This is a genomic window from Actinoplanes sp. TFC3, assembly GCF_001553785.1.
In the GTDB taxonomy this organism is placed as follows: Bacteria; Actinomycetota; Actinomycetes; order Mycobacteriales; family Micromonosporaceae; genus Actinoplanes.
In genome coordinates this window covers 4,140,737-4,166,844 of sequence record NZ_LOJP01000001.1, presented here as the reverse complement: position 1 = coordinate 4,166,844, position 26,108 = coordinate 4,140,737, and the positions used below count along the sequence as shown (strand labels likewise).

General features: G+C 71.1%; 29 protein-coding genes. 14 read left to right on the top strand and 15 right to left on the bottom strand.

Translation table 11 applies throughout. From position 1 onward, the window contains the following. Positions 1-32: 32 nt before the first annotated feature. Positions 33-899, top strand: coding sequence for a DUF72 domain-containing protein (locus tag TFC3_RS18845; RefSeq protein WP_067501529.1), 867 nt, complete (start codon positions 33-35; stop codon positions 897-899). Here the strand turns inward: TFC3_RS18845 and TFC3_RS18840 are convergent. Then, positions 896-1,444 carry a TetR/AcrR family transcriptional regulator gene (locus TFC3_RS18840; protein ID WP_082772156.1) on the bottom strand — a complete coding sequence of 183 codons (549 nt, stop codon included), beginning with the start codon at positions 1,442-1,444 and terminating at the stop codon, positions 896-898. The two genes, TFC3_RS18845 and TFC3_RS18840, sit on opposite strands and share 4 nt — an antisense overlap. A gap of 76 nt (positions 1,445-1,520) precedes the next feature. On the opposite strand from TFC3_RS18840, the gene TFC3_RS38780 reads away from it, so the two are divergent. Beyond that, on the top strand, positions 1,521-2,168 hold the full coding sequence (locus tag TFC3_RS38780) for a nuclear transport factor 2 family protein (RefSeq protein WP_067501526.1): 648 nt from the start codon (positions 1,521-1,523) through the stop codon (positions 2,166-2,168). Positions 2,169-2,319: 151 nt separating this feature from the next. On the opposite strand, the gene TFC3_RS18830 is transcribed toward TFC3_RS38780, so the two are convergent. Both TFC3_RS18830 and TFC3_RS18825 read right to left on the bottom strand, forming a co-directional pair. Beyond that, positions 2,320-3,102, bottom strand: coding sequence for an aminotransferase class IV (locus TFC3_RS18830; RefSeq protein ID WP_161952630.1), 783 nt, complete (start codon positions 3,100-3,102; stop codon positions 2,320-2,322). 10 nt (positions 3,103-3,112) lie between these two features. Next, on the bottom strand, positions 3,113-3,844 hold the full coding sequence (locus TFC3_RS18825) for a DUF72 domain-containing protein (protein WP_067507044.1): 732 nt from the start codon (positions 3,842-3,844) through the stop codon (positions 3,113-3,115). A gap of 81 nt (positions 3,845-3,925) precedes the next feature. Here TFC3_RS18825 and TFC3_RS18820 point away from each other — a divergent pair, with 81 nt between their 5' ends. Together TFC3_RS18820 and TFC3_RS18815 are read left to right on the top strand one after the other, a co-directional pair. Beyond that, entirely contained in the window at positions 3,926-4,240 is a 315-nt protein-coding gene (locus TFC3_RS18820; protein WP_067507038.1) for a BatC protein, read from the top strand. A 13-nt stretch (positions 4,241-4,253) separates the two neighbouring features. After that, complete coding sequence (locus TFC3_RS18815; RefSeq protein ID WP_067501524.1) at positions 4,254-5,516, top strand: cupin domain-containing protein; 1,263 nt, start codon at positions 4,254-4,256, stop codon at positions 5,514-5,516. Positions 5,517-5,657: 141 nt separating this feature from the next. Here the strand turns inward: TFC3_RS18815 and TFC3_RS18810 are convergent, their stop codons facing one another. From TFC3_RS18810 to TFC3_RS18790, 5 genes are all read right to left on the bottom strand, one after another. Continuing rightward, positions 5,658-6,365, bottom strand: a complete 708-nt coding sequence (locus TFC3_RS18810) for a hypothetical protein (RefSeq protein ID WP_067501515.1) — start codon at positions 6,363-6,365, stop codon at positions 5,658-5,660. Beyond that, positions 6,365-9,013, bottom strand: a complete 2,649-nt coding sequence (locus TFC3_RS18805) for an FtsK/SpoIIIE domain-containing protein (protein WP_067507035.1) — start codon at positions 9,011-9,013, stop codon at positions 6,365-6,367. The genes TFC3_RS18810 and TFC3_RS18805 overlap by 1 nt, the downstream gene beginning before the upstream one ends. Further along, positions 9,006-9,917, bottom strand: coding sequence for a hypothetical protein (locus tag TFC3_RS18800; RefSeq protein WP_067501512.1), 912 nt, complete (start codon positions 9,915-9,917; stop codon positions 9,006-9,008). The genes TFC3_RS18805 and TFC3_RS18800 overlap by 8 nt, the downstream gene beginning before the upstream one ends. A 4-nt stretch (positions 9,918-9,921) precedes the next feature. After that, complete coding sequence (locus TFC3_RS18795; protein WP_067501509.1) at positions 9,922-10,182, bottom strand: hypothetical protein; 261 nt, start codon at positions 10,180-10,182, stop codon at positions 9,922-9,924. A 165-nt stretch (positions 10,183-10,347) separates the two neighbouring features. Continuing rightward, a complete protein-coding gene (locus TFC3_RS18790) occupies positions 10,348-10,764 on the bottom strand; it encodes a hypothetical protein (protein WP_173745334.1) in 417 nt (138 codons plus the stop codon). An 85-nt stretch (positions 10,765-10,849) separates the two neighbouring features. Here TFC3_RS18790 and TFC3_RS18785 point away from each other — a divergent pair, with 85 nt between their 5' ends. Further along, positions 10,850-13,372, top strand: a complete 2,523-nt coding sequence (locus TFC3_RS18785) for an ATP-dependent Clp protease ATP-binding subunit (protein ID WP_067501506.1) — start codon at positions 10,850-10,852, stop codon at positions 13,370-13,372. On the opposite strand, the gene TFC3_RS18780 is transcribed toward TFC3_RS18785, so the two are convergent. Both TFC3_RS18780 and TFC3_RS18775 read right to left on the bottom strand, forming a co-directional pair. Then, the gene (locus TFC3_RS18780) at positions 13,369-14,346 is read right to left on the bottom strand and encodes a LysR family transcriptional regulator (protein ID WP_067501503.1); all 978 of its coding nucleotides are present in this window, start codon (positions 14,344-14,346) and stop codon (positions 13,369-13,371) included. The genes TFC3_RS18785 and TFC3_RS18780 overlap by 4 nt on opposite strands. A gap of 142 nt (positions 14,347-14,488) precedes the next feature. Next, positions 14,489-15,058, bottom strand: coding sequence for a hemerythrin domain-containing protein (locus TFC3_RS18775; protein ID WP_067501500.1), 570 nt, complete (start codon positions 15,056-15,058; stop codon positions 14,489-14,491). 68 nt (positions 15,059-15,126) lie between these two features. Between TFC3_RS18775 and TFC3_RS18770 the strand changes: the two genes are divergently transcribed. Then, the gene (locus tag TFC3_RS18770) at positions 15,127-16,437 is read left to right on the top strand and encodes a M20/M25/M40 family metallo-hydrolase (protein ID WP_067501497.1); all 1,311 of its coding nucleotides are present in this window, start codon (positions 15,127-15,129) and stop codon (positions 16,435-16,437) included. Between the two features lie 44 nt (positions 16,438-16,481). Next, positions 16,482-17,150, top strand: a complete 669-nt coding sequence (locus TFC3_RS18765; RefSeq protein ID WP_067501494.1) for a hypothetical protein — start codon at positions 16,482-16,484, stop codon at positions 17,148-17,150. Positions 17,151-17,199: 49 nt separating this feature from the next. On the opposite strand, the gene TFC3_RS18760 is transcribed toward TFC3_RS18765, so the two are convergent. Continuing rightward, positions 17,200-17,391, bottom strand: a complete 192-nt coding sequence (locus TFC3_RS18760; protein ID WP_067501491.1) for a DUF5703 family protein — start codon at positions 17,389-17,391, stop codon at positions 17,200-17,202. Between the two features lie 5 nt (positions 17,392-17,396). Further along, complete coding sequence (locus TFC3_RS18755) at positions 17,397-18,413, bottom strand: aldo/keto reductase (RefSeq protein ID WP_067501488.1); 1,017 nt, start codon at positions 18,411-18,413, stop codon at positions 17,397-17,399. Between the two features lie 162 nt (positions 18,414-18,575). On the opposite strand from TFC3_RS18755, the gene TFC3_RS18750 reads away from it, so the two are divergent. The 5 genes from TFC3_RS18750 (at position 18,576) to mshC (ending at position 23,107) form a co-directional block, all read left to right on the top strand. After that, on the top strand, positions 18,576-19,628 hold the full coding sequence (locus TFC3_RS18750; RefSeq protein WP_067501485.1) for an LLM class F420-dependent oxidoreductase: 1,053 nt from the start codon (positions 18,576-18,578) through the stop codon (positions 19,626-19,628). A 2-nt stretch (positions 19,629-19,630) separates the two neighbouring features. After that, positions 19,631-20,308, top strand: a complete 678-nt coding sequence (locus tag TFC3_RS18745; RefSeq protein WP_067501483.1) for a histidine phosphatase family protein — start codon at positions 19,631-19,633, stop codon at positions 20,306-20,308. 109 nt (positions 20,309-20,417) lie between these two features. Then, positions 20,418-21,017 (top strand): DUF3090 domain-containing protein, encoded by a 600-nt coding sequence (locus tag TFC3_RS18740; protein ID WP_067501479.1) that lies wholly within the window; start codon positions 20,418-20,420, stop codon positions 21,015-21,017. Continuing rightward, entirely contained in the window at positions 21,014-21,814 is an 801-nt protein-coding gene (locus tag TFC3_RS18735) for an SCO1664 family protein (RefSeq protein ID WP_067501476.1), read from the top strand. Before TFC3_RS18740 ends, TFC3_RS18735 begins: the two co-directional genes overlap by 4 nt. A 54-nt stretch (positions 21,815-21,868) precedes the next feature. Next, on the top strand, positions 21,869-23,107 hold the full coding sequence (gene mshC / locus TFC3_RS18730; RefSeq protein WP_067501473.1) for a cysteine--1-D-myo-inosityl 2-amino-2-deoxy-alpha-D-glucopyranoside ligase: 1,239 nt from the start codon (positions 21,869-21,871) through the stop codon (positions 23,105-23,107). 13 nt (positions 23,108-23,120) lie between these two features. Here the strand turns inward: mshC and TFC3_RS18725 are convergent, their stop codons facing one another. Further along, a complete protein-coding gene (locus TFC3_RS18725) occupies positions 23,121-23,912 on the bottom strand; it encodes a GntR family transcriptional regulator (protein WP_067501470.1) in 792 nt (263 codons plus the stop codon). 412 nt (positions 23,913-24,324) lie between these two features. Between TFC3_RS18725 and TFC3_RS18720 the strand changes: the two genes are divergently transcribed. After that, complete coding sequence (locus tag TFC3_RS18720; protein ID WP_067501466.1) at positions 24,325-24,678, top strand: hypothetical protein; 354 nt, start codon at positions 24,325-24,327, stop codon at positions 24,676-24,678. Here TFC3_RS18720 and TFC3_RS18715 read toward each other — a convergent pair. Continuing rightward, complete coding sequence (locus TFC3_RS18715; RefSeq protein WP_067501463.1) at positions 24,647-24,880, bottom strand: hypothetical protein; 234 nt, start codon at positions 24,878-24,880, stop codon at positions 24,647-24,649. The genes TFC3_RS18720 and TFC3_RS18715 overlap by 32 nt on opposite strands. Positions 24,881-24,934: 54 nt before the next feature. On the opposite strand from TFC3_RS18715, the gene TFC3_RS38105 reads away from it, so the two are divergent. After that, a complete protein-coding gene (locus tag TFC3_RS38105; RefSeq protein ID WP_161952629.1) occupies positions 24,935-25,108 on the top strand; it encodes a hypothetical protein in 174 nt (57 codons plus the stop codon). 104 nt (positions 25,109-25,212) lie between these two features. On the opposite strand, the gene TFC3_RS18710 is transcribed toward TFC3_RS38105, so the two are convergent. Beyond that, positions 25,213-26,082, bottom strand: coding sequence for a PAC2 family protein (locus TFC3_RS18710; RefSeq protein ID WP_067501460.1), 870 nt, complete (start codon positions 26,080-26,082; stop codon positions 25,213-25,215). Positions 26,083-26,108: the final 26 nt, after the last annotated feature.

Below are 26,108 nucleotides of genomic sequence, written 5' to 3'. Positions count from 1 at the left end.
GGGCGGCGGACCGTTGGTATCGGAGCACACATATGGGTGAGATCCAGGTCGGCACGGCGTCGTGGACGGACAAGACGCTGATCGCCTCGGGCTGGTATCCGGAGTCGGCCGACAATCCGCAGAAGCGGCTCGCCTACTATGCCAAGCAGTTCCCGGTGGTCGAGGTGGACTCGTCCTACTACGGCCCGCCGGCCGAGCAGACCGCGCGGCTGTGGGCCGAGCGCACCCCGGCCGGGTTCACCTTCAACATCAAGGCGTTCAGTCTGCTGACCGGGCACCCGACCAAGGTCTCGGCGATCTACAAGGACCTGCGCCCCGGCACGGACAAGAAGAACATCTACCCCGACGATCTTGAGCCGCAGACGTACGAGGACATCTGGACCAGGTTTCTGTCCGCTCTTGATCCCCTGGTCGCAGCGGGCAAGCTCGGCGCGCTGCTGTTCCAGTTCCCGCCGTGGTGGGGGATCCGCCGATCCCACAAGGACTACCTGCGCGAGGTCGTGGCCCGGTGCCGGCCGCTGCGCCCGGTGTTCGAGTTCCGCAACGCCTCGTGGTTCGAGGGCGAGAACGCCGCCGAGACGCTGGCCTTCCTGCGCGACAACGAACTGCCGTTGGTCTGCGTGGACATGCCGCAGGGCCACAAATCGTCGGTCCCGCCAATCGTGGAAGCCACCGCGGAGCTGTCGGTCGTGCGCTTCCACGGCCACAGCGAGAAGTGGACCAGTAAGAACATCCAGGAAAAGTTCGGCTACGACTACTCGAAGCAGGAATTGGCGTCATGGGTGCCGAAACTGCGGGAGCTGGCCGGGCAGACCCAACGCACGCAGGTCTTTCTGAACAACTGTTACTCCGACAACGCCCAGCGCAATGCGCAAACGCTCATCGACTTGCTCGGTTAAGTGCGTAGCCCGTTGACTAGTAACGTCAGCAAACGGTCGGCCGGAGCAGGGTCCTGCTGAGTGGTCCACGCGATCGCGCTCACCATTTTGAAAACGTCATCCGTGCGCACCCCGATATTCACCACACCGGCCTTGCGCGCGCGTTCGAGCAGGGCGGCGCCCACGTCCAGCAGTTCGGCATGCAACGTCGCGGCCAGCCCGCTGCTACGATTCAGCGCCGAGTTGAGCACCGTCGCGGCCAGCCCGCGGTAGGTCAGCGCGTGCTGCAGGGTGGCTCGCAGCCAGGTGGCCAGCGCCTCGAACTCGTCGTCGGCGGTGAGCAGCCCGCGGCCCAGCCCGGCCAGCTCGGCGATCTGCCCGGCCAGCACCGCCTCGACCAGGTCGAGCCGGGTGGGGAAATGCCGGTACAGCGTTCCGCTGGCGACCCCGGCGCGCCGCGCGATGTCATCCAGCGAGGCATCCACCCCGGACTCGGCGAACGCCAGGCGGGCCTGCTCGACCAGCCGCTCATAGTTCCGGCGGGCATCCGCGCGCAGCTCAACCACCTCACCCTTGCTAACCGGGGACACAGTCCGTTACCGTCCGGATAACCGGACCATGCTTCAGCTTAAGGGGTGTCCCATGACGCTGCCGGACCCGGACCGCGACGCCATCACCGATCTGATCAACCTGCACGGCCACCTCACCGACGCCGCCGATCCGCAGGGCGCCGACCGGTTGTTCACCCCGGACGTGATCTACGACCTGGAGGATTTCGGCCGCGGCACCATCCACGGGATCGCCGCACTGCACACGGCTGGCCGACCGGCCGGCCCCCTCGCGCATCACGTCACCAATATCGTCATCGTGCCCACCGGCGACGGCGAGGCCCGGGTGCAATCCAAGGGGCTCGCGATCAACCGCGATGGGACGGCGGGGAGCGTCACCTATGACGACGTCGTCACCCGCCGGCCCGAGGGCTGGCGGATCAGCCACCGCAAGGTCAGCGCCGCCCGCACCGCCCGCATCGCAGGTCCGCGGGAGGTGCTGGAGCGCTTCCGCCGCGCCTCGATCGAGCAGTCCGTCGACGGCATGGGCGCCTTGTACGCCACCGGCGCGGTCCTGGAATTCCCGTTCACCCCGGCCGGTGTGCCGTCCCGCCTGGTGGGCCGCGACGCGATCATGACCTGGATCGCCAAAGGCTGGCGTGCCAACCAGCTCACCTACGAGCGCTACCGGGAGCGGGCCGTGCACGACACCGCCGACCCGGGCACGATCGTCGTCGAGTAGGAAGCCGCCGGCACCAGCCCGGTCACCGGTGTCTTCGTGCTGCCGCACATCATGGTGCTCAGCGTGCGCGACGGCCTGATCGTGCATCTGCGCGACTATGTCAACGTGCCCGCCGCGATCGCAGCCATCGGCGGATAGACAGGGGCAGCCTCTACAACTCGTCCCAGGGGACCTCGTTCCAGGTCTCGGCAAGGATCTTGGCGAGCCGGTGATCCACCAGCGGCACCTCGTCGATGCTGGCGACGTCGCTGATGCCTGTCGAGTTGACCGTCGCGGCGCCGGCGAACGTGGTCAGCTCGCTCGCGTCGACCGGGCGCAGCGTCCACGGCGTGCCGTTCATCGACATGGCGATCTGCAGCAGCACCATGGTCACGCCGCGCAGCATCGGGGCGGCCGGCCACACCACCTGCTCGCCGTCCCACAGCGCCACGTTCCAGGCCGTACCCTCGCTGACACTGCCGTCAGCGGTGACGAAGACCCGGTCGTCGAAGCCGGCCAGCCGGGCCTCGCGGCGGTGGTAGTTGAGCATGAACGTGCCGCGATGCTTGTGCTCGGGAAGGTCACGGGCGTAGCGAACGCTCTGGAGGCGCAGCGGCGGCCCGGGGTGCCGCGGCTCGGGGTCCGAAATCGACACCAGCACGTCCGGCGGCGAGTCGGGCTGCGGGCCGGGCACCAGGGTCACCCGTACGGAGGCGTCGCGCACCGGGCCCAGCGCGTGCCGGATCAGCGTGAGCAGGCGGTGTTCTTCGGCGACGCCGACGCGGTGGCCGGACAGTTCCTCGGCGCCGTCCGCCAGCCGGGCCAGGTGCAGGGCAAGCCCGCGGGCCCGGCCGTCACGCACCTGCAGGCTGGTGAAGTGGCCGTAGTTCACCGAGACCAGCCGGTGCAGCTCGGCCACGTCGGGCGCACGCCCGTTCAACTCGACGTTCAGCACTCCGACCACCCTACGGGGTGGGGGTGACATCGAGACCGCGACGGCGAGCCAGCGCGGCCATGGTGGTCGCGTCGGTTACTGCCGCGCCGCCTGGATCATTGTTGAAATACACATGAGCCGGTACGTCCACAAGCCGATCCAGCCAGGTCCCCAGCGCCGTCCGCCCGTAGTGCGGCCAGGGGTGCGCCCGGCCCTCGTGCAGCCGCAGATAGCCGAAGTCCGCCGTGCGCCACAGCGGCGTCACCGGGTGACCCTTGCGGTCGGCCCACGACAGCGCTGCGTTGTGGCTGGTCAGCACGTCGCGGACGGCATTGGTCCACCAGCTGTCGTGCCGCGGCTCGACAGCCACCTTGATCTCGCGCGGGAACAGCGACAACGTCTCGTCGAGGGCGTCCACGTCCACCTTCAGCGTCGGCGGCAACTGCAGCAGCACCGGGCCGAGCTTGTCACCCAGCGCTGTCGCCCGTTCGAGGAAGCGGCCCACCGGCTCGGCCGGCTCCTTCAGCCGCTTGACGTGGGTCAGGTACCGGCTCATCTTGACCGCGAAGCAAAACCCGGCCGGGGTACGGCTGCGCCAGTTCTCGAACGTGGTGCGCTCCGGTAACCGGTAGAACGCGTTGTTGACCTCAACGGTGGCGAACGACTCGGCGAACTTCTCCAGCCAGAGCCGTTGTGGCAGCTTCGCGGGATACAGCCGGCCGTCGCCGCGCCAGTCCTTGTACTGCCAGCCTGAGGTGCCCATCACCAGCACGGGTGCGGTCTTCCCGATTAGCGGTGATCGAAACGGGTAGGAAGGCAGACCACCGACGAAGGAGAGATGATCATGCGACTGAGCGACGACGACATCACCGGCGGCAGCAGCACCTCGGGCGAGGGCGTGGCCGACGGTGGCGCGAACCCGAACGGCCACGACGGTGGCGCTGACGGCTCCGCGGGCGAGGGCCCGGCCGACGGTGGCGCGAACCCGGGTGGTCACGACGGCGGTGCCGACGGCTCCGCAGGTGAGGGCCCGGCCGATGGTGGCGCCAACCCCGGTGGCCACGACGGTGGCGCTGACGGCTCCGCGGGCGAGGGCCCGGCCGATGGTGGCGCCAACCCCGGTGGCCACGACGGCGGTGCCGACGGCTCCGCGTCCTGAGACCGGCCCGGCCATGACGAACCCTCAGCCGGACGGTGCTCAGCGCCGTCCGGCTCCGGCCCGTTCCGCGCTGTCGCGAGCGGTCGCGGCCGACCCGGCGAAGTTCGCCGAGGCGTACTGGGGGAGGCAGCCGCTGCTCACCCGCGCCGACGAACTCGCCGGACCGGATGGCTTCCGCGACCTGTTGTCGAGCGAGGCGGTCGACGACCTGCTCAGTGAACGCGGCCTGCGCACCCCGTTCCTGCGGGTGGCCAACCAGGGCACGGTGTTGTCCGCGTCGGCCTTCACCGGCAGCGGCGGCGCCGGCGCGGAGGTCTCCGACCAGGTCCTCGACGACAAGGTCATGAAGCTGTACGCCGAGGGCGCCACCCTGGTGCTGCAGGGTCTGCACCGGATCTGGCCGCCGCTGATCGACTACGCCCGCCGCCTCGGCGAGGAGCTGCGCCAGCCGTTGCAGGTCAACGCGTACCTGACCCCGGCGGGCAACAAGGGTTTCGCCACCCACTACGACACCCACGACGTGTTCGTGCTGCAGGTCGAAGGCACCAAACGCTGGCGCATCCACGAACCGGTGCTGAGCGAGCCGCTGGAACGCCAGGCCTGGGGCGGGCGCGCCGACGAGGTAGGGGCCACGGCCGAGGGCCCGGCGGCGCTGGACGTCGTGCTGGCCCCCGGAGACGCCCTCTACCTGCCGCGCGGCTGGCTGCACTCGGCTCAGGCGCAGGGGGAGCGGTCGCTGCACCTCACCTTCGGGGTGCGGGCGCTGACCCGCTATGCGCTGGTCGAGGAGCTGCTCAGCCTGGCTGCGGGGGACCAGCGGTTGCGGGCGACTTTGCCGTACGGGATGGATGTCGCCGATCCGGATCAGGTGGCCCCCGAGCTGAGCGAAACCGTGGCGGCGCTGCGCGACTGGCTGCTGCAGGCCGACCCGCAGGAGGTGGCCTCCCGGCTGCGAAACCGCGCCTGGCCGGCTCAGCGTCCGGAGCCCGTCAAGCCCCTGGCCCAGCTCGCGTTCGCCGAGCAGGTGACCGTCGATGACCGGGTCTCGGTGCGGCACGGCCTGCGCTGGCAACTGGTCGAGGACGGCGCGGAGCATGTGGTGCTGCGGCTGACCAGGCGCACGCTGCGCTTCCCGGCGTACTGTGCCGATGCTCTGCGGTTTGCGCTGGCCGGCGCCGTGCGAAGGGTGGGCGATCTGCCCGGCCTGGACGACGACCCGGACCGGCTGGTCCTGGCCCGGCGGCTGCTGCGCGAGGCCGTGCTGGTCCCGGCCTGAGGCTTACGGGGCCCGCGTCGCGCACGCGGGCCCCGGCCGCCCGTCCGGGCCGCCGCCCTGTTCGCCAGCGACCCGCTCACCCCCGGCTAGGACCAGACGCCCCTGGCATCGCCCGTGGAGCTGCGCCGCGGCGGCCTTGGTTCAGCCGCCCGCGGCGTTGGTGCGGACCACGGCGAGGATCAGCCCGGCGGTGATCAGCGCGGCGATCAGCACGGTGGCCACGGTGGAGGCGTCCAGCGGGGTGCCGCTGCGATCCGCGACCCGTTTGGCCGTCACCACCGCCAGGATCGGGCCGAGCAGCGCCACGATCAGGGCCACCACCGGCAGCCCGGTGGCCAGGTCGCCGCCGCTCTCCCGGCCCGCCCAGCGCAGCAACGACCAGGCTGCCAGGCCCACCGCGCCGCCGAGCGCGCCCAGGCCCGCGTACAGCATGGAAGCGCCTTTGAGGGGTTTGACCGCCGGGTTCCAGGCCGCGTGGGTCGCCGCTTCCTGCAGGTAGTCCTCGGGCTCGCGGTCGCGCTGGCGGGGGATCTGCGGCTGGGGGGCGCCGCCGAAACGGTCGGCCCGGCGCCCGGCCTTGTGGGAGAACTCCGCCCACAACCCGGCCACGTCCGCGTCCACCTCCTCCAGCCGGCGCTGGGCGGTGGCGACGGCCTGCTCGGCGTCGCGCACGCGTTGGGTGGCCGCCCGGACCGCCTCGTCGGCCTCGGCCGCGCGGGTGTCGTGCCAGTCGAGGGCCTCGCCGCGGTGCAGCGCCGCCTCGTCGTCGAGCTGCGTCAGCTTGCGCACTACGCTGCGGTAGTCGGGGGTGCGGCGTTCGAGCACGCCGTCGGTGTCGCCGATCGTCATCACATGGGTCCGTAGGGGATGATCACCTCGGCGCCGCGGTGCACCGAGCGGTCGAAGTGCAGGGCTCGCCAGGGGCGCGGATACCAGGCCGGGGAGCCGGTGCCCGGATAGTACGGCGAGAGCTCGCTGCCGTGCACGTCCAGCGCCACCCACGAGCCGATGACGTCGGTGCGGCTGGCCGGGCCGCCCAGCGTGTCGCGCAGCAGCGAGGCACCCCGCCACCACCCGATCACGTGCATCCGGCGTTCCGGGCCCTGCCGCAGAATCCGCCGCAGCTGCTCCTGGTGGGCGTTGCTCGCCGCGTCGACGGCATACAGCAGCAGAAACAACGGCCGGTCGGCAGCCGTGCCCTCGGTTGCCCGGGAGGCCGCGTCCTCGAAGAGGAAGTCCGCGTTGCCGGGGTCGAAGAACCCGGTGTCCTTGGCGGGCAGGATGTCGCGCAGCGCGTCGATCGCCGCGCCCGCGTCGGTGTCGAAGCAGCCCACCTTGAACTGGGCCGCGCCGGGCTCGAACTGCGCCGCCAGCGAGCGGGCCGCGGTGTGCAGCACGGCACACGCCTCGTCCACCCGGGTGCCCATCACCGCGATGTTGCGCCCGGGGGCACGGCGCAGCACGGTCGCCGCCGACCGGGCCTGTACGTCGATCGTCTCGCCGAGCAGCACCACCGGCGCGGCGACCGTCGGCGCTGGGCTCAGCCGCTGGAAGTCGAGGCTGTCACCGAGGCGCGGGATGGCGTCGCCGTCGAACAGCCGGGGCGCGGGCAGCTCCTGCGGGCGCCGGCGCCACAGCCGGTGCTGCAGCTCGCTCCAGCGCTCGCGGTTGCCGGCGTCGGGCACCCGGACCACCCGGTTGGCCTCCAACGCCCCGGAGTCGGCGTTGACCACCGCGTGGTAGCGGGGCAGCACGTCGGCGGCGCTGTTCTGCTCGGCCAGCACCCGGCGGGCCCGGGGCAGCGCGATGCGCAGCGAGAACTGGGCGACCAGCGCGGGCCGGCCCCACAGCGCCTCGATGCCGGACACGTCCTGGCTGGCCAGCACCAGGTGAATTCCCTGCGAGCGGCCCCGGCGGGCCAGGTCCTCGAGCAGGTCGACCGCCTCTGCGGCCACCGCGTCACGCCCGGCCAGCAGCACCTGGAACTCGTCGACCACGGCCACGATCCGCGGCCACGAGCCGTCCGGGTCCTCGGCGCGCAGCTCGGCCAGGTTGGTGACCTCGTGGCGTTTGGCGGCGTCGGCGCGGCTGCGCAGCTCGGTGCCCAGGAAGCGCAGCAGGGCGAGCCCGAACTCGCGGTCGGTGTTGACGTTCACCCCGACCAGGCGCACGTGCGGCAGCCAGCTGGGGTCGCGCCGGCCCGGGGCGAACCGGGCGAACGACACTCCCTCCTTGAAGTCGAGCAGGTAGAACGCCAGCTCCTCGGGGGAGTAGCGGGCGGCCAGCGCCCCCATCCAGGCGTAGATCAGGTTGGTCTTGCCGGTGCCCGAAGGCCCGGCTATCAGCGCGTGCGGCGGGTAGTCCGACAGCATCACGTGCACCGGCGCACCCTGCGGGCTGTCACCCAGCGGGGCGGTCAGCGCGCGGGCCGAAGTCTCCTGCCACTCGTGCTCGGGCAGCAGGCTGTCCAGCGCCACCGGGGCGGGGCCGGCCGCGACATGCTCGGCGATCGCCCGGCAGGTGCGGGTCACCACGGCCGGCGGCGGGCCCGGGTCCAGCTCCACCGGCAGCTCGCCGCAGCCGCTGAGCCGGGCCCCGTCGTCGGCCGCGACATCGATGATCTCCATGCCGGTGGTCTGCGGCACCGGGAGGTCCCGGATGATCAGGTGCACGCCGCACGCCGCGCCGGTGCGCACCAGCCGGTCGAGCTGGCTGCGTTCGTGTTTGGACAACTCGTCGGGGCGGCCCGCGCCGAGCAGGATGGCGATGCGCCACGGCTCCGGGCGGCGTCCGGTGGCCCCGGCCAGCTCCCGCAGCGACGAGTGCTCGCCGGCCAGCACCGTCTCGTTGATCCGGCGCACGTGGTCGACCAGCTCGTCGAGCAGCGCGCCGAGCCCGCCCGGGCCGACGAACTGCAGCACCCCGGCCGGGGCCAGCGGGGCGAACCCGGCCAGCCCGCCGCCGAGCTGCTCGGGGTCGTAGCCGGTGAGCAGGATCCGGCCCGGTTCGGTGCTGCCCAGCGCGCGCAGCAGCAGCCCGGCCACCACGTCGTCGCCGAGCCGCCCGTCGCCGCGCACCACCACATGCCCGCGGTCGAGCAACGGCACCAGGGCGGGGACTTCCCCCTCGTACGGCAGGAGCAGCTCGCCGATGCGCAGCTCCGGGGCGGGTGAGCCGGACCTGGCCGGGGTCGGTGTCCACTGTGACCACGGCAGGCCCGCGGACCCGGGGGCGGCCAGGGCAGCCGTCTCGGCCGCGGCGCCGGCCAGCTCGGCGAGGTTGTGGTCGTGCTCCTCGTCGATCTCGTGCAGCCGCTTGTCGCGTTCGTGGGCGAGCCGGGCGCGGCGTTCCCGGGCGGCCGCAACAACCCGCCCGCGCCGGGTGACCGCGTTCTCGTGTTCCTGCTGGGCGGCCCGCAGCGAGCCCATCGCGGCGCCGAGCGCATGCGACAGCGCGGCCCGGACCTCGACGACCTGCTGGGCGGCGGACTCAGGCACCGCGGCTCCGTCCACTCTGTTGCTGCTGACCTGGCTGGGCGGGCTCGCGCACCGGTTCGGGTGCGCGGGGGTCGAGCGAGTCGGGGTCGCGGCCCAGCCGGGCCAGCAGCACGCCGGTCAGCACGCTCGCGGTGACCGCCGAGTCGGCCGGGTGCGCAGGGGCCTCGGACTGCGCCGGCGTGCGGCAGATGCGGGCCAGCAACGTGTCCAGCACCTCCGGCGGCGTGCCCGGCAGCAGCGACTTCACCCGGCCGGTGGCCGCGCTCTGCAACCGTTTCAGGTCATCCGGGCCCGGCTCGTGCCCGAGCAGGTCGCCGGCCAGGCGGTGCAGCACCGGGGAGCTGACCGCGGACAGGCCCAGGCCGGTGGCCGCGTTCACCGCGTGCAGATCCCGGCCCACCCGGGCCCGGTCACCCGAGCGCACCCCGGCGGCGACGCGGCGCAGCAGTTCACCGGTGTCGGCCTGATTTCCCGGGGCGGGTGTGCCCTGCTCCGGTGAGGGTGGCGCCTCGCCGGTCAGCTGGGTGACCCGCTCCTGCCACCAGGCGCCGAGCTTCTCCGGCGAAGGTGGCGGCGCGTCGTTCTGCCCGCCGATCTCCTCGGGTTTGAGCCCGGCTTTGTAGTCGGTGTCCGGGGGAGCGCCGCCCTCACCGGCCAGCCCGACCGCCGCCAGGTAGGCGTCGATGGCGTCCTGGGCCACGCGCAGCGCGGCGAGCGCGTGCTCAGCGTGCTCGACGGCGGTGCCCAGCTGCGGCACCCCGAGCGGGTCGACCGAGGTCTGGCGTACCCAGTTGAGCAGCTCGGCGGCGCTGTTGAGGCGCTCGCGGGCGACCGAGACCAGGCCGGTGGGCAGCTCCTCGGAGGTGGCGCGGAGCTGGGCGCCGAGTTCCTGCAGCAGCGACATCGTGTCAGAGCGTCGCCGTGTAGGTCTGGGCCTGCTCGACCGCCAGCAGCGTGGCCCCGAGACATTCCTCGAGCTGCTGGTCGGCCTGTGACAGCGAGGCGTGCGCGGCGCCCACGGCGTCGTTGGCCGACCCGTCGAGCGCGGCGGCCAGGCTCTGCTGCGCCTCGCCGATCTTCTCGCGGGCCGCCTGGATGGCCGCTTGGCCCTCGGTGACCTGATGCAGGGCGGCGTCAACGGCCGCTTTGACCTCGGCGACGCTGGCCACTCGTGCAGCCTCCCGCTGTTCTGGCAAAAGCAGTTCTGGCAAAGGTATGTCTGGCAAAGGTGTTGTCTGGCAAGACTGTGCTGCGGTCCAGTTTAGTCGTCCGCGATGCGGGGGTCGTGCCCGAGTGCCCGTTTCACTCATGCATGGGTTTTCGCGGGCCGTGGCTCAGCGAGGCACGCTGCCCGGGCCGCGTACCTCGGCGCCCAGCGCGGTCACCCGTTCGCGCAGGCCCCGGTCGGCGGTGACCACCACGACGCGGCGCCCGGCGCCCTCGGTGGCCACCAGGTCCACGATGGCGTCGTCACCGGAGCCGGACGCGCGCTGGATTCGTACCCCTGCGATTGGGGCGATGTCGCGGGCCTCGCCCTCCACGACCAGAACGAGCTCGACGGGCCCCGGAAGATCTGCCAGGCCTTGCACGTTGAGCGGGACGAGCTTGTCGCGCAGCCGTTCGGCGGCCCCCGCGCGGTCCCGCCACCAGCCGTCGGGCTTGGACCCGACCACGTTCGCAGCGTCTATGACCAGCAAGGGCACCAGGCAGCCGTCAGGTGATGCTGGGGCGGCGGGGCTGTCGGGCGGCATGTAAGCAGCGTCTCACATCGGAATGGGGCTATCCCACGAGGTGTTGTGTGACGTGGCAACAAAATTGTTGAAGGAGAGAAGACCCATGAGCATCGGACCCCTGGGACCGACCGGCCCCGGTGACTGGGATGACCTTTTCGCCCGCTTCTTCGGGGGTGGCGCGCGCCGGTCCGCCGAGCGGATCGACATCACCCGCTTCATGAGCGCCGACGCCCGCGCCGTGCTGTCGGTGGCCGCCCGCCGGGCCGCCGAGATGGCCCCGGCCGGCACCGAGCTCGCCGACCTCGACACCGACCACCTGCTCTGGGCGCTGCTGCAGCGTGAGCCGCAGCAGGCCCTGGTCCGCCGGGCCGGCGCCGACCCCGCCGCGCTGCTGGCCGAGCTGGAACGCCCCCCGCACCGCAGCGGCGGCCCGTCGCCGGAACGCCTCGCGCTGACCCCGGCGGCCAAGCGCGCCCTGCTCGACAGCCTGCAGATCTCCCGCGCGCTCGGCGCGTCCTACGTGGGACCCGAGCACGTGCTGATGGGCCTGAGCATCAACCCCGACTCCGCGGCCGGGCGGCTGCTTGCCGGTCGCCTCGACCCGCGCACCCTGCAGCAGACCGAGCCGCCGACCGGCGCCGGCCAAGGAGGTGGCACCACGAACACCCCAACCCTTGAGCAGTTCGGCGTCGACCTGACCGACCTGGCCCGCCGGGGCGAGATCGACCCGGTCATCGGCCGCGCCGACGAGATCGAACAGGCCGTCGAGATCCTGTCGCGGCGCACCAAGAACAACCCCGTGCTGATCGGTGAGGCCGGCGTCGGCAAGACCGCGATCGTGGAGGGCCTGGCCCAGCGCATCGTGGACGGCGACGTCCCGCAGACCCTGGCCGGCAAGCGCGTCATCCAGCTCGACCTGGCCGGTCTGGTGGCCGGCACCCGCTACCGCGGCGACTTCGAGGAGCGGCTGCGTAAGGTCATCGACGAGATCCAGGACAGCGGCGACGGCCTGATCGTGTTCCTCGACGAGATCCACACGCTGGTCGGCGCGGGCGGTGGCGGCGGTGAGGGCGGCGGCATGGACGCCTCCAACATGCTCAAGCCAGCCCTGGCCCGCGGGCAGCTACGCGTCGTGGGAGCCACCACACTCGACGAGTACCGGCGCTACATCGAGAAGGACGCGGCGCTGGCGCGGCGTTTCCAGCCGGTGCTGGTCGGCGAGCCCAGCGTGGCGGACACCGTGGCGATCCTGCGCGGGCTGCGCGACAACTACGAGGCGCATCACCAGGTGCGCATCACCGACCAGGCGCTGGATGCCGCGGCGGAGCTGTCCGACCGCTACATCACCGACCGCTTCCTGCCCGACAAGGCCATCGACCTGATCGACCAGGCCGGGGCGCGGGTGCGGCTGCGGGTCAAGACCCAGCCCGCGGACGTACGCGAGCAGGAACGCCGGCTTGAGCAGCTCACCCGCGACCGCGATCAGGCGGTGGCGGCCGAGGACTACGAGCAGGCGTCGCACCTGCGCGACGAGATCAACGCCATCAAGGCGGCGCTGGAGACCGACGAGGGAGCCGGCGGCGTGCCCCAGGTGACCCCGCAGGACATCGCCGAGGTGGTGGCGCGGGCCACCGGCATCCCGGTCGCCCAGCTCACCGAGCAGGAACGCGAGCGGCTGTTGCGCCTGGAGAGCCACCTGCACGACCGGGTGGTGGGCCAGGAGGAAGCCGTGGCCGCGGTGGCCGAGGCGGTACGGCGGTCGCGCGCCGGTCTCGGTGACCCGGACCGGCCGGTGGGCAGCTTCCTGTTCCTCGGCCCGACCGGGGTGGGCAAGACCGAGCTGGCCCGCTCGCTGGCCGAGGCGCTGTTCGGTGAGCAGGACCGGATGATCCGGCTGGACATGAGCGAGTTCCAGGAGCGGCACACCGTGTCCCGGCTCGTCGGTGCCCCTCCCGGCTACGTCGGCTACGACGAGGCCGGCCAGCTCACCGAGGCGGTGCGGCGCCGGCCGTACTCGGTGGTGCTTCTCGACGAGATCGAGAAGGCCCACCCGGACGTGTTCAACATCCTGCTGCAGGTGCTCGACGACGGGCGGCTCACCGACAGCCAGGGCCGCACGGTCAGCTTCAAGAACACCGTGCTGATCATGACCAGCAACATCGGGTCGGAGATCATCAGCGGCACCAAGCGCACGCTGGGCTTCGGCGCAGCCGAAGGCGGGTTCTCAGAGGACCAGGACCTGCGTGACCGGCTCGACCGCCGGCTGCGCGAGCAGTTCCGTCCCGAGTTCATCAACCGCATCGACGAGGTGATCATCTTCCGCCAGCTCGAGACGGCTCAGCTGCGCGAGATCACCGGGCTGCTGCTGGAGGAGACCCGGCGCCGCCTGCACGCCCAGGACATCACCCTGGACGTGGCCACCGAGGCGGTGGACTGGCTGGCCGAGCACGGCTACCAGCCCGAGTACGGTGCCCGTCCGTTGCGCCGTACGATCCAGCGCGAACTCGACAACCGGCTCTCCCGGATGCTGCTCGCCGCCGACCTCGCCCCGGGCCGGACGGTCCACATCGGCGTCACCGAGGACCGGCTGACCTTCACGGTCGACTCGCCGGCCCCGGTGGGTTAGACGCCCGCGAGCTGCTCGACGCCGAGCTGCGGGTAGTCCGCCAGCCATTGCACATAGAGCGGATTTCGCGCCGCGGTTTCCAGATAGGCCTCCCGGGCCATCTGCATGAGCCGCGGCGCGACCTGTGCCGCCGGGCTCTCCGGATGCCAGCCCAGCATCTGCTTCCAGCGCAGCGGCGCGCCCTTGATCGGCCGGTTGGCCAGGCCGGCGGGCGACCGGAAGTTGGGTTGCGCGATCATCACAGCCATGCCCGACTCGACCATGTCGATGGCGCTGCGCACATCGGTTTCCAGGATGCGCCGGGGGGTGAACCCGGCCCGCGCACACGCCGCGGCGAAGCAGTCGGTGAAGCACCCGCCGCCCGGCCCGCCGGCCCACGCCACCTCGCTGAGCTCGGCGAGGTCCACCTCGGTGCCCTTGGCCTGGGGATGATCGTCGGGCATGAGCACGCACACACCGTCGATGGCAATGGTCTGCCAGACCAGCCCGTGCTCGGCCGAGGGCACCGCGTCACCGCAGAACCCGGCCTGGGCGAAGTCCAGCTTCCCGGCCGCCGTCATGGTGGCCAGCTCGTCGCTGTAGTAGGACGCGTACGTCGTGATCTGCGCCTCCGGCTGCGCGTCGGACAGCCGCTGCACGAGCCCGCCCACGATCGGACCACCGATGGCCCCGATGCGGTAACGGCTCATCTCCTCATCGGATCCGGACCCCGCCAGCCGGGCCGCCTCGTCCTGCAGGCCCTTCATCGCCGGCAACAGCACCCGGGCACGGGACAGCACGAGCTCGCCAAGGGCGGTCGGGCGTGCCCCGCGGCGGTCGCGTTCGAAGAGCGGGCCACCCAGGGTCCGCTCGATGCGTTGCAGCTGCGCGGTCAGGGCGGGCTGGGCGAGGCCGAGCAACGATGCCGCCTTCGTCACGCTGCCTGTCTCCGCGATGGCACAGACCACCTTGAGATGCCGCAGCTCCAGGTTCATAGCGTGACGGTAGGACGTTCGCGGGATAAGGGCTAGACCTTCGGCCGGCCAAAGATCCCCTATATATGACGAATGGGTTAAACAAAAGGACAGAACACCGCTTAGCCGTACGGTCAAACGGCCGCGGAGCGTGTTGAGTCCGTCACAGATCTTTGGGGTACGTCGTCCGCCGGGTCACCACGTCGCGGACCTTGTCCACGATCGCCACCGCCGGATCGACCACTTTGTTCCACGGCGGCGTGACCGGCGTGCCGGGGTGCGGCCGGGTGGGAGCGGCCTCCTCGGCGAGCTCGAAGCGGTTGCCGAGCCGGACCAGATCCTCCACCGGAGCCAGCCGCTGCAGCAGCGGCAGTAACTCGCCGGCGGCCGCCTCGGTGTGCCGGTGCAGCCGGACCGCCAGATCCTGGCCGTCGGTGCTCTCCAGCAACCGGCAAGCCTCCAGCAGGGCCCGGTCCTCGTCCAGCTCGCGGCTCACCAGCTCCGGACCGTCGGGGACCAGGGAACGTACCGCGGGATACAGGTATTGCTCTTCGGCGGACAAGTGGCGCGAGATCGAGGCGATCAGCACCTGTGCGGTCCTCGGGTCGCCGTCGGCGAGGTACTGCTCGCAGAGTTTGCGTAGCTGACGATGCTGGCGGGTGACCACGTCGGCAACGTTGGGCCCGGTGGTCTCGCCCCCCACCGGCGGCAACGGGGGAAGAGGCACTGTCACGCCGCCGGTGTTACCCGGACCCGGTTGCCTGTCAAACGCTGGTGACATCGAGCTGGTAGGAATAGCGGATGGAACCACTTGACGCTGCCGGGGAAGTCGTCGGCATCTGCCGCGACCTTCTGCGGATCGACACCAGCAACACTGGTGACCCGCGCACCACCGTGGGCGAGCGCGCCGCCGCTGAATACGTTGCGGCCCAGCTCAGCGACGTCGGCATCGACGTCGAGCTGCACGAGTCGGCGCCCAAGCGGGCCAACCTGGTGGCCCGCATCCCCGGCAGCGATCCCTCGCGCGGCGCCCTGCTGGTGCACGGGCACCTCGACGTGGTGCCCGCCGACGCGAGCGAGTGGTCCGTTCCGCCGTTCTCCGGTGAGGAGAAGGACGGCTATCTGTGGGGCCGCGGCGCGATCGACATGAAGGACTTCGACGCGATGATGCTCGCCGTCGTGCGTGACTGGAAGCGCAAGGGTGTAGTGCCCCCGCGCGACATTGTGCTCGCCTTCACCGCTGACGAGGAAGCGGGCATGGAGTACGGCTCGCAATATCTTGTCCGAGAGCATGCCGGGCTGTTCGAAGGGTGCACCGAGGCGATCGGGGAAGTCGGCGGGTTCTCGTACACCGTCAACGATGATCTCCGGTTGTATCTTGTCGAGACGGCGGAGAAGGGCATCGACTGGTTGCGGCTGCACGCCAAGGGACGCCCGGGGCACGGCTCGTTCGTGCACGACGACAACGCCGTGACAGCGCTCGCCGAGGCCGTTGCTGCGGTCGGCCGGCACAAGTTCCCAATCGTCATCACGCCCACCGTGCGCGCGTTCCTGGAGCAGGTGTCCGAGGCGCTGGGCATCGAGCTCGACCCGGACGAGCCGGAGCTGGCCATCGCCAAGCTCGGCCCGATCGCCAACCTCATCGGCGCAACGGTGCACAACACCGCCAACCCGACGCGCCTCGAAGCCGGCTACAAGGACAACGTCATCCCCGGGCGGGCCTCGGCCACGATCGACTGCCGCACCCTGCCCGGGCAGGCCGAGCTGTTCCTGGAGCAGCTGCGCGACGTGATCGGCCCGGACATCGAGATCGATCACATCCAGCAGCAGGCGGCGCTGGAGACCGGCTTCGACGGTGCGCTGGTCGACGCCATGGGAGCCGCCCTGCGCGCCGAGGACCCGGGCGCTCGCGCGGTGCCGTACATGCTGGCCGGCGGCACGGACGCCAAGGCGTTCAGCACGCTGGGCATCCGCTGCTTCGGCTTTGCGCCGCTGAAACTGCCAGCCGATCTGAACTTCTCGGCCCTGTTCCATGGCATCGACGAACGCGTCCCGGTGCAGGGGCTACAGTTCGGCGTGCGCGTGCTCGACCGCCTGCTCAAGGCGAGCTGACTTCACTTTTTCAAGCTATTCCTTTGGAGAGGACTTCACTGACCATGAGCGACCAGAACGCGGAGCTGGACGCCGCCCTCGAACGGGTTGTGGAGGCCGCCCGGGCGCACCTGGAGGCGGTAAAGGCCGCCCAGGGCCGGGTCGACGACGACGACGTGTGGCAGGCCTACGTCGACTTGAACAACGCCTCGTTCGCCTACGACGAGCAACTGCTCGAGGCGTTCGGCGAGGTGACGCCGTGGGACGTCGAATCAATCGACCCGGACGAGGCGGACGCCCGCTTCGGCGGCGTTATCACCGGCCCCGACGGCACCGCCGCGGACCCGTACCCGCAGATCATCTCCGTGCGCCAGCGCCGCGACTACCGCGTGCCCAGCGTGGCGGGCCTGCTGCGGGTGGCCGACGCGGCCCGGCGCAACCTGGTGCCTGCCGACGAGGAAGCCGGCCCGGTGGAATCGGTCGGCGAAGCGGTGCTGGAGCTGCTGCAGGCCGGCGACGGCTCGCTGTCGTCGCTGGACGTGCCCGAACTCGAACCGCTGGACGGCCTGCTGACCGTCTCGGAGGTGCACGAACCGCTGGACCTCGAGGCGTTCGCCGACGAGGACGGCGCGGGTCCGTTCACACCGGCTGAACAGGATCTGCTGGTCGGGCGGCTCGACGAGCACCCGTTCCTGCCCGACGAGGAAGACGACCACGCCGGTCACAATCACTGAGCCGGTGCATGTGACAACGCGCCTCCGGCGGCTGCCGGGGGCGCGTTGGTCATATGGAGAGGCCGGGCTGGGGGGTGTCGCGGACCCTGCGGCGCAACATCACCTGGCGGGTGCCGTCGCGGAAGAGCTGAACGCGGGCCAGTTCCCAGCCGGAGAACTCGGCCTGGACGGCCAGCTGCGCCGCAGCGGTCAGGCGATCGACATTCGACGGCAACCGCAGCGGCGCGTATTCGTAGTCCATGGGAACTAATATGCGCCAGGCTCCGGCGAGTGACCAGCCCCCGGGCCGGTCAGCCCCTCCCGTTCCGGGTAACCCACCGGCACCGCTGAGACGTCGTCGAGCGCGAGCGCGATCTCAGCCGGCAAGGTGAGATCCTCGCTGAGCAGAGCCCCCTGCAACTGCCCGGCCGTGCGCGCGCCCAGGATGGGAGCGGTCACCCACGGGCGGTCGCGGATCCAGGCGAGCGCCACCTCCAGGGGCTCCACGCCCAGGCCGGCCGCCGCGGTCACCACCGCCTCGACGATGCTGGAGCTGCGCGGTTCCAGGTAGGGCTGCACGAACGGAGCCAGGTGGTCGGTGGCGGCCCGGCTGTCCAGCGGGCGGCCGTTGCGGTACTTGCCGGTCAGCACCCCGCGGCCCAGCGGCGACCAGGGCAGCACCCCGAGCCCCAGCGTGGCGGCGGCGGGCAGCACCTCGCGCTCGATGCCGCGCTCCAGCAGCGAATACTCGACCTGGGCGGCCACGATGGGCGCCCGGGTGGGGAAGGCGCGCTGCCAGGTGGCAAACTGTGCGGTCTGCCACCCGGTGAGGTTGGACACCCCGGCGTAGCGAACCTTGCCGCTGGTCACCGCATGATCCAGCGCCGCCAGGGTTTCCTCCATCGGCGTGTGCGGGTCGTACCCGTGCAGCTGCCAGAGATCGATGTAGTCGGTGCCGAGGCGGCGCAGCGAGGTCTCCAGCGTGCGCAGCAGGTGGCCGCGGGAGCTGTCGCGGCGGCGGTAACCGGCGTGCCCGAGACCGGCCTTGGTGGCGATGATCATCTCATCGCGCGCGACCAGGTGGCCGAGCAGCGAGCCGATCACCGTTTCGGCGTCGCCGTCGCCGTACACATCGGCGGTGTCGAGCAGGGTGCCACCGGCGTCCAGGAACAACTTGAGCTGCGCGGCCGCGTCGTCGGGGTCGGTGTCCCGGCCCCACGTCATGGTGCCGAGACCGAGCCGCGTGACCGCCAGCCCGCTCCGGCCGAGCGGTCGCTGTTGCATGCCTGAACCTTATGCAGCCCCGGCCACCCATGGAACGCTCCCAACGCCTCGATCAGGCCGCAGATCGGTCGGGTACGCGACCCAAGTCACCGAAGATCACTCACCGTGTCGGGCTAAGGTCTGTATCGCGGAACATCGGTGCTCCGCGGAACGGGAGGACCCGTGCGGCTCGGCTTCAGTCTCGGCTACCAGACCTCGTGGACCACGCCCGCCGACCATCTCGCCATGGCGCAGGAAGCCGACCGGCTCGGCTACTGCGTGGTGTGGGCGGCGGAGGCCTACGGTTCCGATTCGCCCAGCATGCTCGCCTGGATCGCCGGGCAGACCGAGCGCATCGACGTGGGTGCCGCGGTGATGCAGATCCCGGCTCGCAGCCCGGCGATGACGGCGATGACCGCGGCGACCATCGACACCCTGTCCGGCGGCCGGTTCCGGCTCGGGCTGGGCGTCTCCGGTCCGCAGGTCTCCGAGGGCTGGCACGGCACCCGGTTCGCCAAGCCGCTCGCGCGCACCCGTGAATACGTGGACATCGTCAAGCTGGCGATCGCCCGCAAGCCGGTGGAGTACGAGGGTGAGCACTATCGGTTGCCGCTGCCCGACGGACCCGGTAAGGCGTTGCGGCTGGGTTTTCATCCGCCACGTGCGGCCGTACCCATCTATCTTGCTGCCGTTGGTCCGAAGAACCTGGAGCTGGCCGGCGAGATCTCCGACGGCTGGCTGGCCATTTTCTACGCGCCGGATGCGGCGGGGGAGTTGCTGGGGCACATCGAGCGTGGCCGGGCCAAGGCCGGCAAGGAGCTGACCGGCTTCGACGTCTGCCCGACCGTTCCGGTGGCGATCGGGCCCGATGTGGCGGCCTGCGCCGATCTGATCCGCCCCTACGCCGCGTTGTATGTCGGTGGCATGGGCAGCCGCGAGCAGAATTTCTACAACCAGATCGCCGTGCGGATGGGTTACGCCGACGCCGCCAAGCAGGTCCAGGACCTCTATTTGGACCGCAAGGTGCGCGACGCGGCGGCCGCGGTCCCGCAGGAGTTCATCGAGCGCACCTCGCTGATCGGGCCCAAGGAGCGCATCGTCGAGCGGATCCGCGAATATGCGGCGGCGGGTGTGGGCACCCTGTCGGTGGCGTTGTACGTCGGCGACCGCGAGTCGGGCATCGCCACGCTGCGCACGGTCGCCGAGGCCTACGAGGCAGCCGGGGTGGCCGGGTAACCGTGACGACCGTGCTTCTGCTCCGCCACGGGCGGACCACCGCTAACGCGTCCGGCGGCCTCGCCGGACGCCAACCCGTCGAACTTGATGACACCGGCCGCGACCAGGCCAAACGCGTCGGTGAGCGACTGCGCGAGCTGCCCCTGACGGCCGTGGTGACCAGCCCGCTGATCCGCTGCAAGCAGACCCTGGAGCTGGCCCTGCCGGGGATGGAGCCACAGGTCGACGACGGGCTGATCGAATGCGGGTACGGCGAGTGGGAGGGCAAGCCGCTCAAGGACCTCGCCAAGGACCCGCTGTGGCCGGTGGTGCAGCAGCACCCCAGCGCCGTGGTGTTCCCCGGCGGCGAGGCCATGGCCGCGATGTCGGCCCGCGCGGTAGCCACCATCCGGCGCTGGGACGCCCGCATCAGCGCCGAGCACGGCCCGGAGGCGCTGTGGCTGGCCTGCAGCCACGGCGACGTGATCAAGGCCATCGTGGCCGACGCGATGGGCCTGCACCTTGACGAGTTCCAGCGCATCGTCGCGGACCCGGCCTCGGTCAGCGTGATCCGCTACACGCCGACGCGCCCGTTCCTGGTGCGGCTCAACGACACCGCCGATCTGAGCGGGCTGGTGCCCGCGGCTGCTCAGGGATCGTCCGACGCAGCGGTCGGAGGCGGGGCCGGAGGGGGCGTCTGAGCACGCCCTGTGACCAGCGTGTTACCGCTGCGTATGCTTGCGTTGCGCCCTCGGCGAACCGGCCCGGTGCGCTGCGCGCCGCCGCGCGCGGGCGGATAGGGTCGTTGCTATGACCCACCAGGTGCATGCTTTCGAGCCGCCGGAGCGGTTCGTCGCCGGGACGGTGGGCGAGCCGGGCGACCGGACATTCTTTCTCCAGGCCCGCGGTGGCGGGCGGGTGGTCAGCGTGGCGCTGGAGAAGGTCCAGGTGTCGCTGCTCGCCGAGAAGCTCGAGGAGCTGCTCACCGAGGCCAGCCGGCGATTCGGCGTCGACCTGCCCGAGACCTCGCCGCTCGGCACGGTATCGGACAACGAGCCGCTCGACACGCCGGTCGACGAGGAGTTCCGGGTCGGCACGCTCGGGCTGGCGTTCGATGTCGACACCACCACAGTGGTGATCGAAGCGATCGAGGCCGGCGAGGCCGACCCCGAGGTCGAGCTGGGCGACGACGACGAGCCGCCGCTGGGTGACGACGACGAGGACGACGACGACGAGCCCGACGACGACCTCGACCGGCTCCGGGTCCGGCTCACCCCCGAGGCGACCCGCGCGTTCATCGACCGGGCCCGCCGCGTGGTGAACGCCGGACGCCCGCCGTGCCCGCTGTGCGGCCAGCCGCTCGACCCGGCCGGCCACCTCTGCCCCCGGCACAACGGCTACCACCGGTGACCGTGCTCGCCGAGGACGAGGCGCTCGAGCTGCTCGGCAAGGGCACGCTGGAGCTTGAGGGCCGGTTGGTCGACGCCTCCAACACCACGCTGCGGGCCGGGATCACGCTCGACGGGCTGACCCAGCGCTGCGTGTACAAGCCGGTGCAGGGCGAGCGGCCGCTATGGGATTTCCCCGACGGCACGCTGGCCGGGCGGGAGGTGTCGGCGTTCCTGGTCTCGCAGGCCACCGGCTGGGGCATCGTCCCGCCCACGATCCTGCGTGACGGCCCGCTTGGCCCCGGCGCCTGCCAGTTGTGGATCGACGAGCCCGAGGACACCGAGGCGCTGATCGGCTTTGTCCCGGCCTACGCGGTGCCCGAGGGCTGGCTGGCCGTGGCCAGCGCCCGCGACGAGGACGGCGACGCCTATGCGCTCGCCCACGCCGACGATCCCCGCCTGGCCCGGGTCGCCGTGCTGGACGCGGTGCTCAACAACGCCGATCGCAAGGGCGCGCACGTGCTCTACGCCGAGGACGGCCGGGTGCACGGCGTCGACCACGGCATCAGCTTCCACGTGGAGAACAAGCTGCGCACGGTGCTGTGGGGCTGGACCGGCAAGCCGCTGTCCGGCGAGGCGACCGAGATGCTCGAACGCCTGGGCGCCGGCCTCGATGCCGAGCTGGGCGAGAAGCTCGAGGAGCACCTGACCATCTCCGAGGTGCAGCACACCCGATTGCGGGTACGCCGGCTGCTGCGCCGGGGCCGCTTCCCCGACCCGCCGCAGGAGTGGCCGGCCGTACCCTGGCCGCCGGTCTGAGGCGTTACTCACGTGCTCGGGGTTTCTGTCAGCAGGGCTCGATAGGCTCGCACCATGGACGCATGGACCGGGCACGAGGTGCCGACGCTGCCGGGGGACACCACCTCGCCGGCCCTGTACGACACGGCCCGCCGTGAGGTAGTCCCGACCACCTCCGGGCCCTCGGCAACCATGTACGTCTGCGGCATCACGCCGTACGACGCCACCCACCTCGGCCACGCCGCCACCATGATCACCTTCGATCTGGTGCACCGGCTCTGGCACGATGCGGGCAAGAAGGTGACCTACGTGCAGAACGTCACCGACATCGACGACCCGCTGCTGGAACGCGCCAACCGCGACGGCGAGGACTGGATCGTGCTGGCCATGCGCGAGACCGCCCTGTTCCGCGAGGACATGGAAGCGCTGCGGATCATCCCCCCGGCCCACTACGTAGGAGCGGTGGAGTCCATCCCGGCGATCGCCGCCCACGTCCGCGAGCTGCTGGCCGATGGGGCCGCCTACACCCTCGACGACGGCACCGGCGACGTCTACTACTCCATCGCCGCGTCACCGAAGTTCGGCTACGAATCCAACCTGACCCGGGACGAGATGCTGGTCCTGTCGGCCGAACGCGGCGGCGACCCGGAACGCCCCGGCAAACGCGACCCCCTCGACCCCCTGCTCTGGCGCGGCGCCCGCGACGGCGAACCGGCCTGGGACGGCGGCGACCTCGGTCCCGGGCGCCCCGGCTGGCACATCGAATGCGCCACCATCGCCCTGGGCCTGCTCGGCAACCGCATCGACGTGCAGGGCGGCGGCAACGACCTGCTCTACCCCCACCACGAATGCTCCGCCGCCCACGCCGAACGCCTCACCGGCGAAGCCCCCTTCGCCAGCCACTACGTGCACGCCGGCATGATCGGCCTCGATGGCGAGAAGATGTCCAAGTCCAAGGGCAACCTGGTCTTCGTCTCCCGCCTGCGCGGCGACGGCGTCGACCCCATGGCCGTGCGCCTGGGCCTGATGACCGGCCACTACCGCACCGACCGTCAATGGACCGACGATGTGCTCAAGGACGGCGAGGAGCGCCTCGCCCGGTGGCGCTCGGCCGCGGAGGCCGGTTCGGGGCCTTCGGGGGAGGGGCTGCTGGCAGCGGTACGCGAGGCGCTGCGCAACGACCTCGACACGCCGGCTGCCCTTGCGGTGGTGGACGCTTGGGTTGAGGCTGCGTTGGCTGGAGCGGGGGATGATGTCGAGGCGCCGGGCCTGATGGCGGCCGCGGTCGACGGGTTGCTCGGGGTGAAGTTGTAGGCGCTGAGGCGCCCTAGGCGAGGGCCAGGCCGGGGTCCGGGTCGGGGTCGGGCGTGGGCTCGGGGATGCGGTATTCCTCGGTCAGCGTGGTCATCGGGCCCGGCCAGGTCGCCTGGGCCACCTCGATGGGCTTGCGGGTCTCGTCGAACGCCACGTGCAGCAGGTGCAGCACCGGGGTGTCCGGGCGGATCTGCAAAATCTCGGCTTCGTCCCGGCTCGGCTGGCGGGCGCTGATCGTGTCCGTGGCGGACGTGTACCGCCGCCCGATCGCTTCCTCCGCTTCCTGGTAGAGCGGGCGGCCGTACGCTTCCCGGCGTTCCAAGGAGGTGCCGGAGGCGTCGGTAACCCGGAACCAGGATGCGCCCAGCTCGACGGTGGCGTCGTCGGCCCGGACGATGTGCCGGCGTACCAGCATCTCGGTGCCGTCCCGCACCCCGAACGCGTCGGCCACCTCGGGCGGGGCTGGCTCACGCCCCACGGCGGTGAGTTGCTGGCGGTACCGCGCAGCAAGATCGGCGTGGTAGCCGCGGTGCACCCCGTAACGACCGCGGGACAGGCGGTTGAGGCGCCGGCGGGTGCCGCGGACGTACGTGCCGGATCCGGGCTTGGTGATCAAAATGCCCTCGACCCGTAGCTGGTCGACGGCGCGCTGCACGGTCTGCTTGGCAACCCCGAACATCTCAGCCATGGCGGGAATCGAGGGCAGCCGCTCGCCGGGCTGCCAGTCCCCGCGCCGGATGCGCTCCTTGAGCTGCGCCGAGATCTGCCGGTGCGGGAACTCCGCGGCGCCGGGATTGATCGTCATGCTGCGTGCCTGCCTTCCGGGCGGGTAATGAAGCCCTAGGTTCCTAGGATGCCCTAGGGGTTGTGGTGGGCGGAACTGGACACGCCGGGGAAGTTGCGGCCCGAGTGACAGGGGCTCCGAGTTGTGCCGGTCGGCCTGGACCGGCTTTCAGGATGAAGGGACCCCAGAAGGTGGGGTGATCGTGGGGCGACCCCGTTCGACGGGGTTGCACAGGATCTGTATGCCGACCCCGAGTTCGCCGATGGCGCGCGGGATGGGCAGTCCGGTCGGGAGCGGTCGAGGCCGGCTTGCAACGGGCGACGGCGTTGATCGTGGAGGGACCGGATCGCCTGCGCGTCCCCGAGGACGATCCCGCGGTGACGGGGCACCTCCTGATCATCGGTCATCGCGGCGATCAGTAGGCTCTGCGACCATGGAAGCTCTCCGGCTGATTCTGCGGTACGTACACCTCGTGGGCTTTGCGCTGCTGCTTGGCGGAGCGGTCGTGCAGTATGTTTCGGGCAAGCTGCGGATCAACCCGGCGATGCTGTGGGGTTCGATCATCCAGGTGCTGACCGGCCTGGCCCTGGCAGCGCCGCTGCGCGGTGGCGGCGACGCCGAGCCCAGCCCGGTCAAGCTGGCGGTGAAGCTGGTGATCGCCATCATGATCTTCGTGATGGTCTTCATCCCGTGGCGCAAGAAACGCGAAACGGTCGCCCGCGGCCACTTCCTCGGCATCATCGCGCTCACCCTGATCAACGCCGGCATCGCCACCTTCTGGCACTGAGCTTCGCCGTCCGCTCGCTAATCCAGCCGTCCGCTCGCTGATCCATCAGTTCAGCCAGCCCGTCGAGAAGCCGCTGCTGGCCGAACTCCATCAGGATGTAGAGGCTGACCTCGGTACCGGGTTCGCTCAGGTAGCCCGCCATCATCGGCAGGTTGCCCCCGGCCAAGCTGGCGGCGAAGCGGTCCTGGTGAGCGTCATCCATTCGTGGCCGGTGAGGCCACTTTCCCGCTGTGCCTGCCCTTCGGCCTCGACGTTGATGGCGTTCGCGTCGTTACTGGACACTGCGGCCGGCGCGGACGCTGCGAACGCCGAGTCGTTGTCCACCACAGCGTTGGTCGCGGGCGGCTGGTGCCTGGTGGTTGTCGTGTTCGCCACCGTGGGCACGATCCGGCGTTCCCTGCGCGGCCCGCCCACCGCCCAGGTCTCGTGACAGCCGGGTCTTCCGGTTTCCGGACCACCCGAATCACAAGAACAGGGCCGACCGGTCCGGCACACCCTGTCGCCATGCCGGTAGAGGGGGCCGGCGACCGGGTGTTACCAGGAACCGGCGGTTGGTCCGGCTGCGCCTCCGCGGCGGCGCAGGTACTTTTCGAACTCGCTGGCGATCTCGTCGCCGGTCAGCGGCTTGATGCCTTCGTCGCCGACGCGTTCTTCCAGCTCGCGCACGTACTCGCCGAGCTCTGCGTCCTGCTCGGCCGCGGCTCGTACGCGCTTTTCCCACTCGTCGGATTCCTCGGCCAGGTCGGCCAGGGGGACCGGCAGGTCGAGGACGTCCTCGAGCCGGCTGAGCAGCGCGAGGGTGGCCTTGGGGCAGGGCGGGTTGTTCGCGTAGTGCGGCACGTGGACCCAGAAGGACAGCGCTTCCAGATCGGCGCGCCCGGAGGCTTCCTGCAGTACGCCGACGATGCCGGTGGGGCCCTCGTAGCGAGTGGGGGCGACCTTGTACTTCTCGGCGATGCCCTCTTCGGAGGCGCTGCCGCTGATCGGCAGGGGCCGGGTGTAGGGGACGTCGGCGAGCAGGGCGCCGAGCAGCATGATGCGGTCAACTTCAAGGCTGTGGCAGACCTCGAGGACCTGCTCGCAGAACGTGCGCCACTTCATGCTGGGCTCGATGCCGCGGATCAGCACGACATCGCGGTCGGTGCCGGGCGGACTGGCCACGCTGAAGCGCGTGGTGGGCCACTCGATTTTGCGGGTCTCGCCGTCGCTCATGGTGGTGGTGGGCCTGCTGACCTGGAAGTCGTAGAACTCCTCCGGGTCGATGGTGGTGATCTCGCGGGCCTGCCACACCTGCTCGAGGTGCTCCACCGCGGCCGTCGACGCGTCGGCGGCGTCGTTCCACCCTTCGAAGGCGGCGATCGCCACGGGGGAGCGCAGCAGGGGAAGGCCGTCGAACTCTGTCACGGTGCCAACCTTTCGTACCTCGATAC

Excerpts from the sequence above, each read along its gene's own strand:
- TFC3_RS18845 (WP_067501529.1), top strand. The coding sequence starts at position 33 with ATGGGTGAGATCCAGGTCGGCACGGCGTCGTGGACGGACAAGACGCTG.
- TFC3_RS38780 (WP_067501526.1), top strand. The coding sequence starts at position 1,521 with ATGACGCTGCCGGACCCGGACCGCGACGCCATCACCGATCTGATCAAC.
- TFC3_RS18825 (WP_067507044.1), bottom strand. The coding sequence starts at position 3,844 with ATGGGCACCTCAGGCTGGCAGTACAAGGACTGGCGCGGCGACGGCCGG.
- TFC3_RS18820 (WP_067507038.1), top strand. The coding sequence starts at position 3,926 with ATGCGACTGAGCGACGACGACATCACCGGCGGCAGCAGCACCTCGGGC.
- TFC3_RS18815 (WP_067501524.1), top strand. The coding sequence starts at position 4,254 with ATGACGAACCCTCAGCCGGACGGTGCTCAGCGCCGTCCGGCTCCGGCC.
- TFC3_RS18810 (WP_067501515.1), bottom strand. The coding sequence starts at position 6,365 with ATGACGATCGGCGACACCGACGGCGTGCTCGAACGCCGCACCCCCGAC.
- TFC3_RS18800 (WP_067501512.1), bottom strand. The coding sequence starts at position 9,917 with ATGTCGCTGCTGCAGGAACTCGGCGCCCAGCTCCGCGCCACCTCCGAG.
- TFC3_RS18790 (WP_173745334.1), bottom strand. The coding sequence starts at position 10,764 with ATGCCGCCCGACAGCCCCGCCGCCCCAGCATCACCTGACGGCTGCCTG.
- TFC3_RS18785 (WP_067501506.1), top strand. The coding sequence starts at position 10,850 with ATGAGCATCGGACCCCTGGGACCGACCGGCCCCGGTGACTGGGATGAC.
- TFC3_RS18780 (WP_067501503.1), bottom strand. The coding sequence starts at position 14,346 with ATGAACCTGGAGCTGCGGCATCTCAAGGTGGTCTGTGCCATCGCGGAG.
- TFC3_RS18770 (WP_067501497.1), top strand. The coding sequence starts at position 15,127 with ATGGAACCACTTGACGCTGCCGGGGAAGTCGTCGGCATCTGCCGCGAC.
- TFC3_RS18765 (WP_067501494.1), top strand. The coding sequence starts at position 16,482 with ATGAGCGACCAGAACGCGGAGCTGGACGCCGCCCTCGAACGGGTTGTG.
- TFC3_RS18760 (WP_067501491.1), bottom strand. The coding sequence starts at position 17,391 with ATGGACTACGAATACGCGCCGCTGCGGTTGCCGTCGAATGTCGATCGC.
- TFC3_RS18755 (WP_067501488.1), bottom strand. The coding sequence starts at position 18,413 with ATGCAACAGCGACCGCTCGGCCGGAGCGGGCTGGCGGTCACGCGGCTC.
- TFC3_RS18740 (WP_067501479.1), top strand. The coding sequence starts at position 20,418 with ATGACCCACCAGGTGCATGCTTTCGAGCCGCCGGAGCGGTTCGTCGCC.
- mshC (WP_067501473.1), top strand. The coding sequence starts at position 21,869 with ATGGACGCATGGACCGGGCACGAGGTGCCGACGCTGCCGGGGGACACC.
- TFC3_RS18725 (WP_067501470.1), bottom strand. The coding sequence starts at position 23,912 with ATGACGATCAATCCCGGCGCCGCGGAGTTCCCGCACCGGCAGATCTCG.
- TFC3_RS18720 (WP_067501466.1), top strand. The coding sequence starts at position 24,325 with ATGGAAGCTCTCCGGCTGATTCTGCGGTACGTACACCTCGTGGGCTTT.
- TFC3_RS18715 (WP_067501463.1), bottom strand. The coding sequence starts at position 24,880 with ATGGATGACGCTCACCAGGACCGCTTCGCCGCCAGCTTGGCCGGGGGC.
- TFC3_RS38105 (WP_161952629.1), top strand. The coding sequence starts at position 24,935 with ATGGCGTTCGCGTCGTTACTGGACACTGCGGCCGGCGCGGACGCTGCG.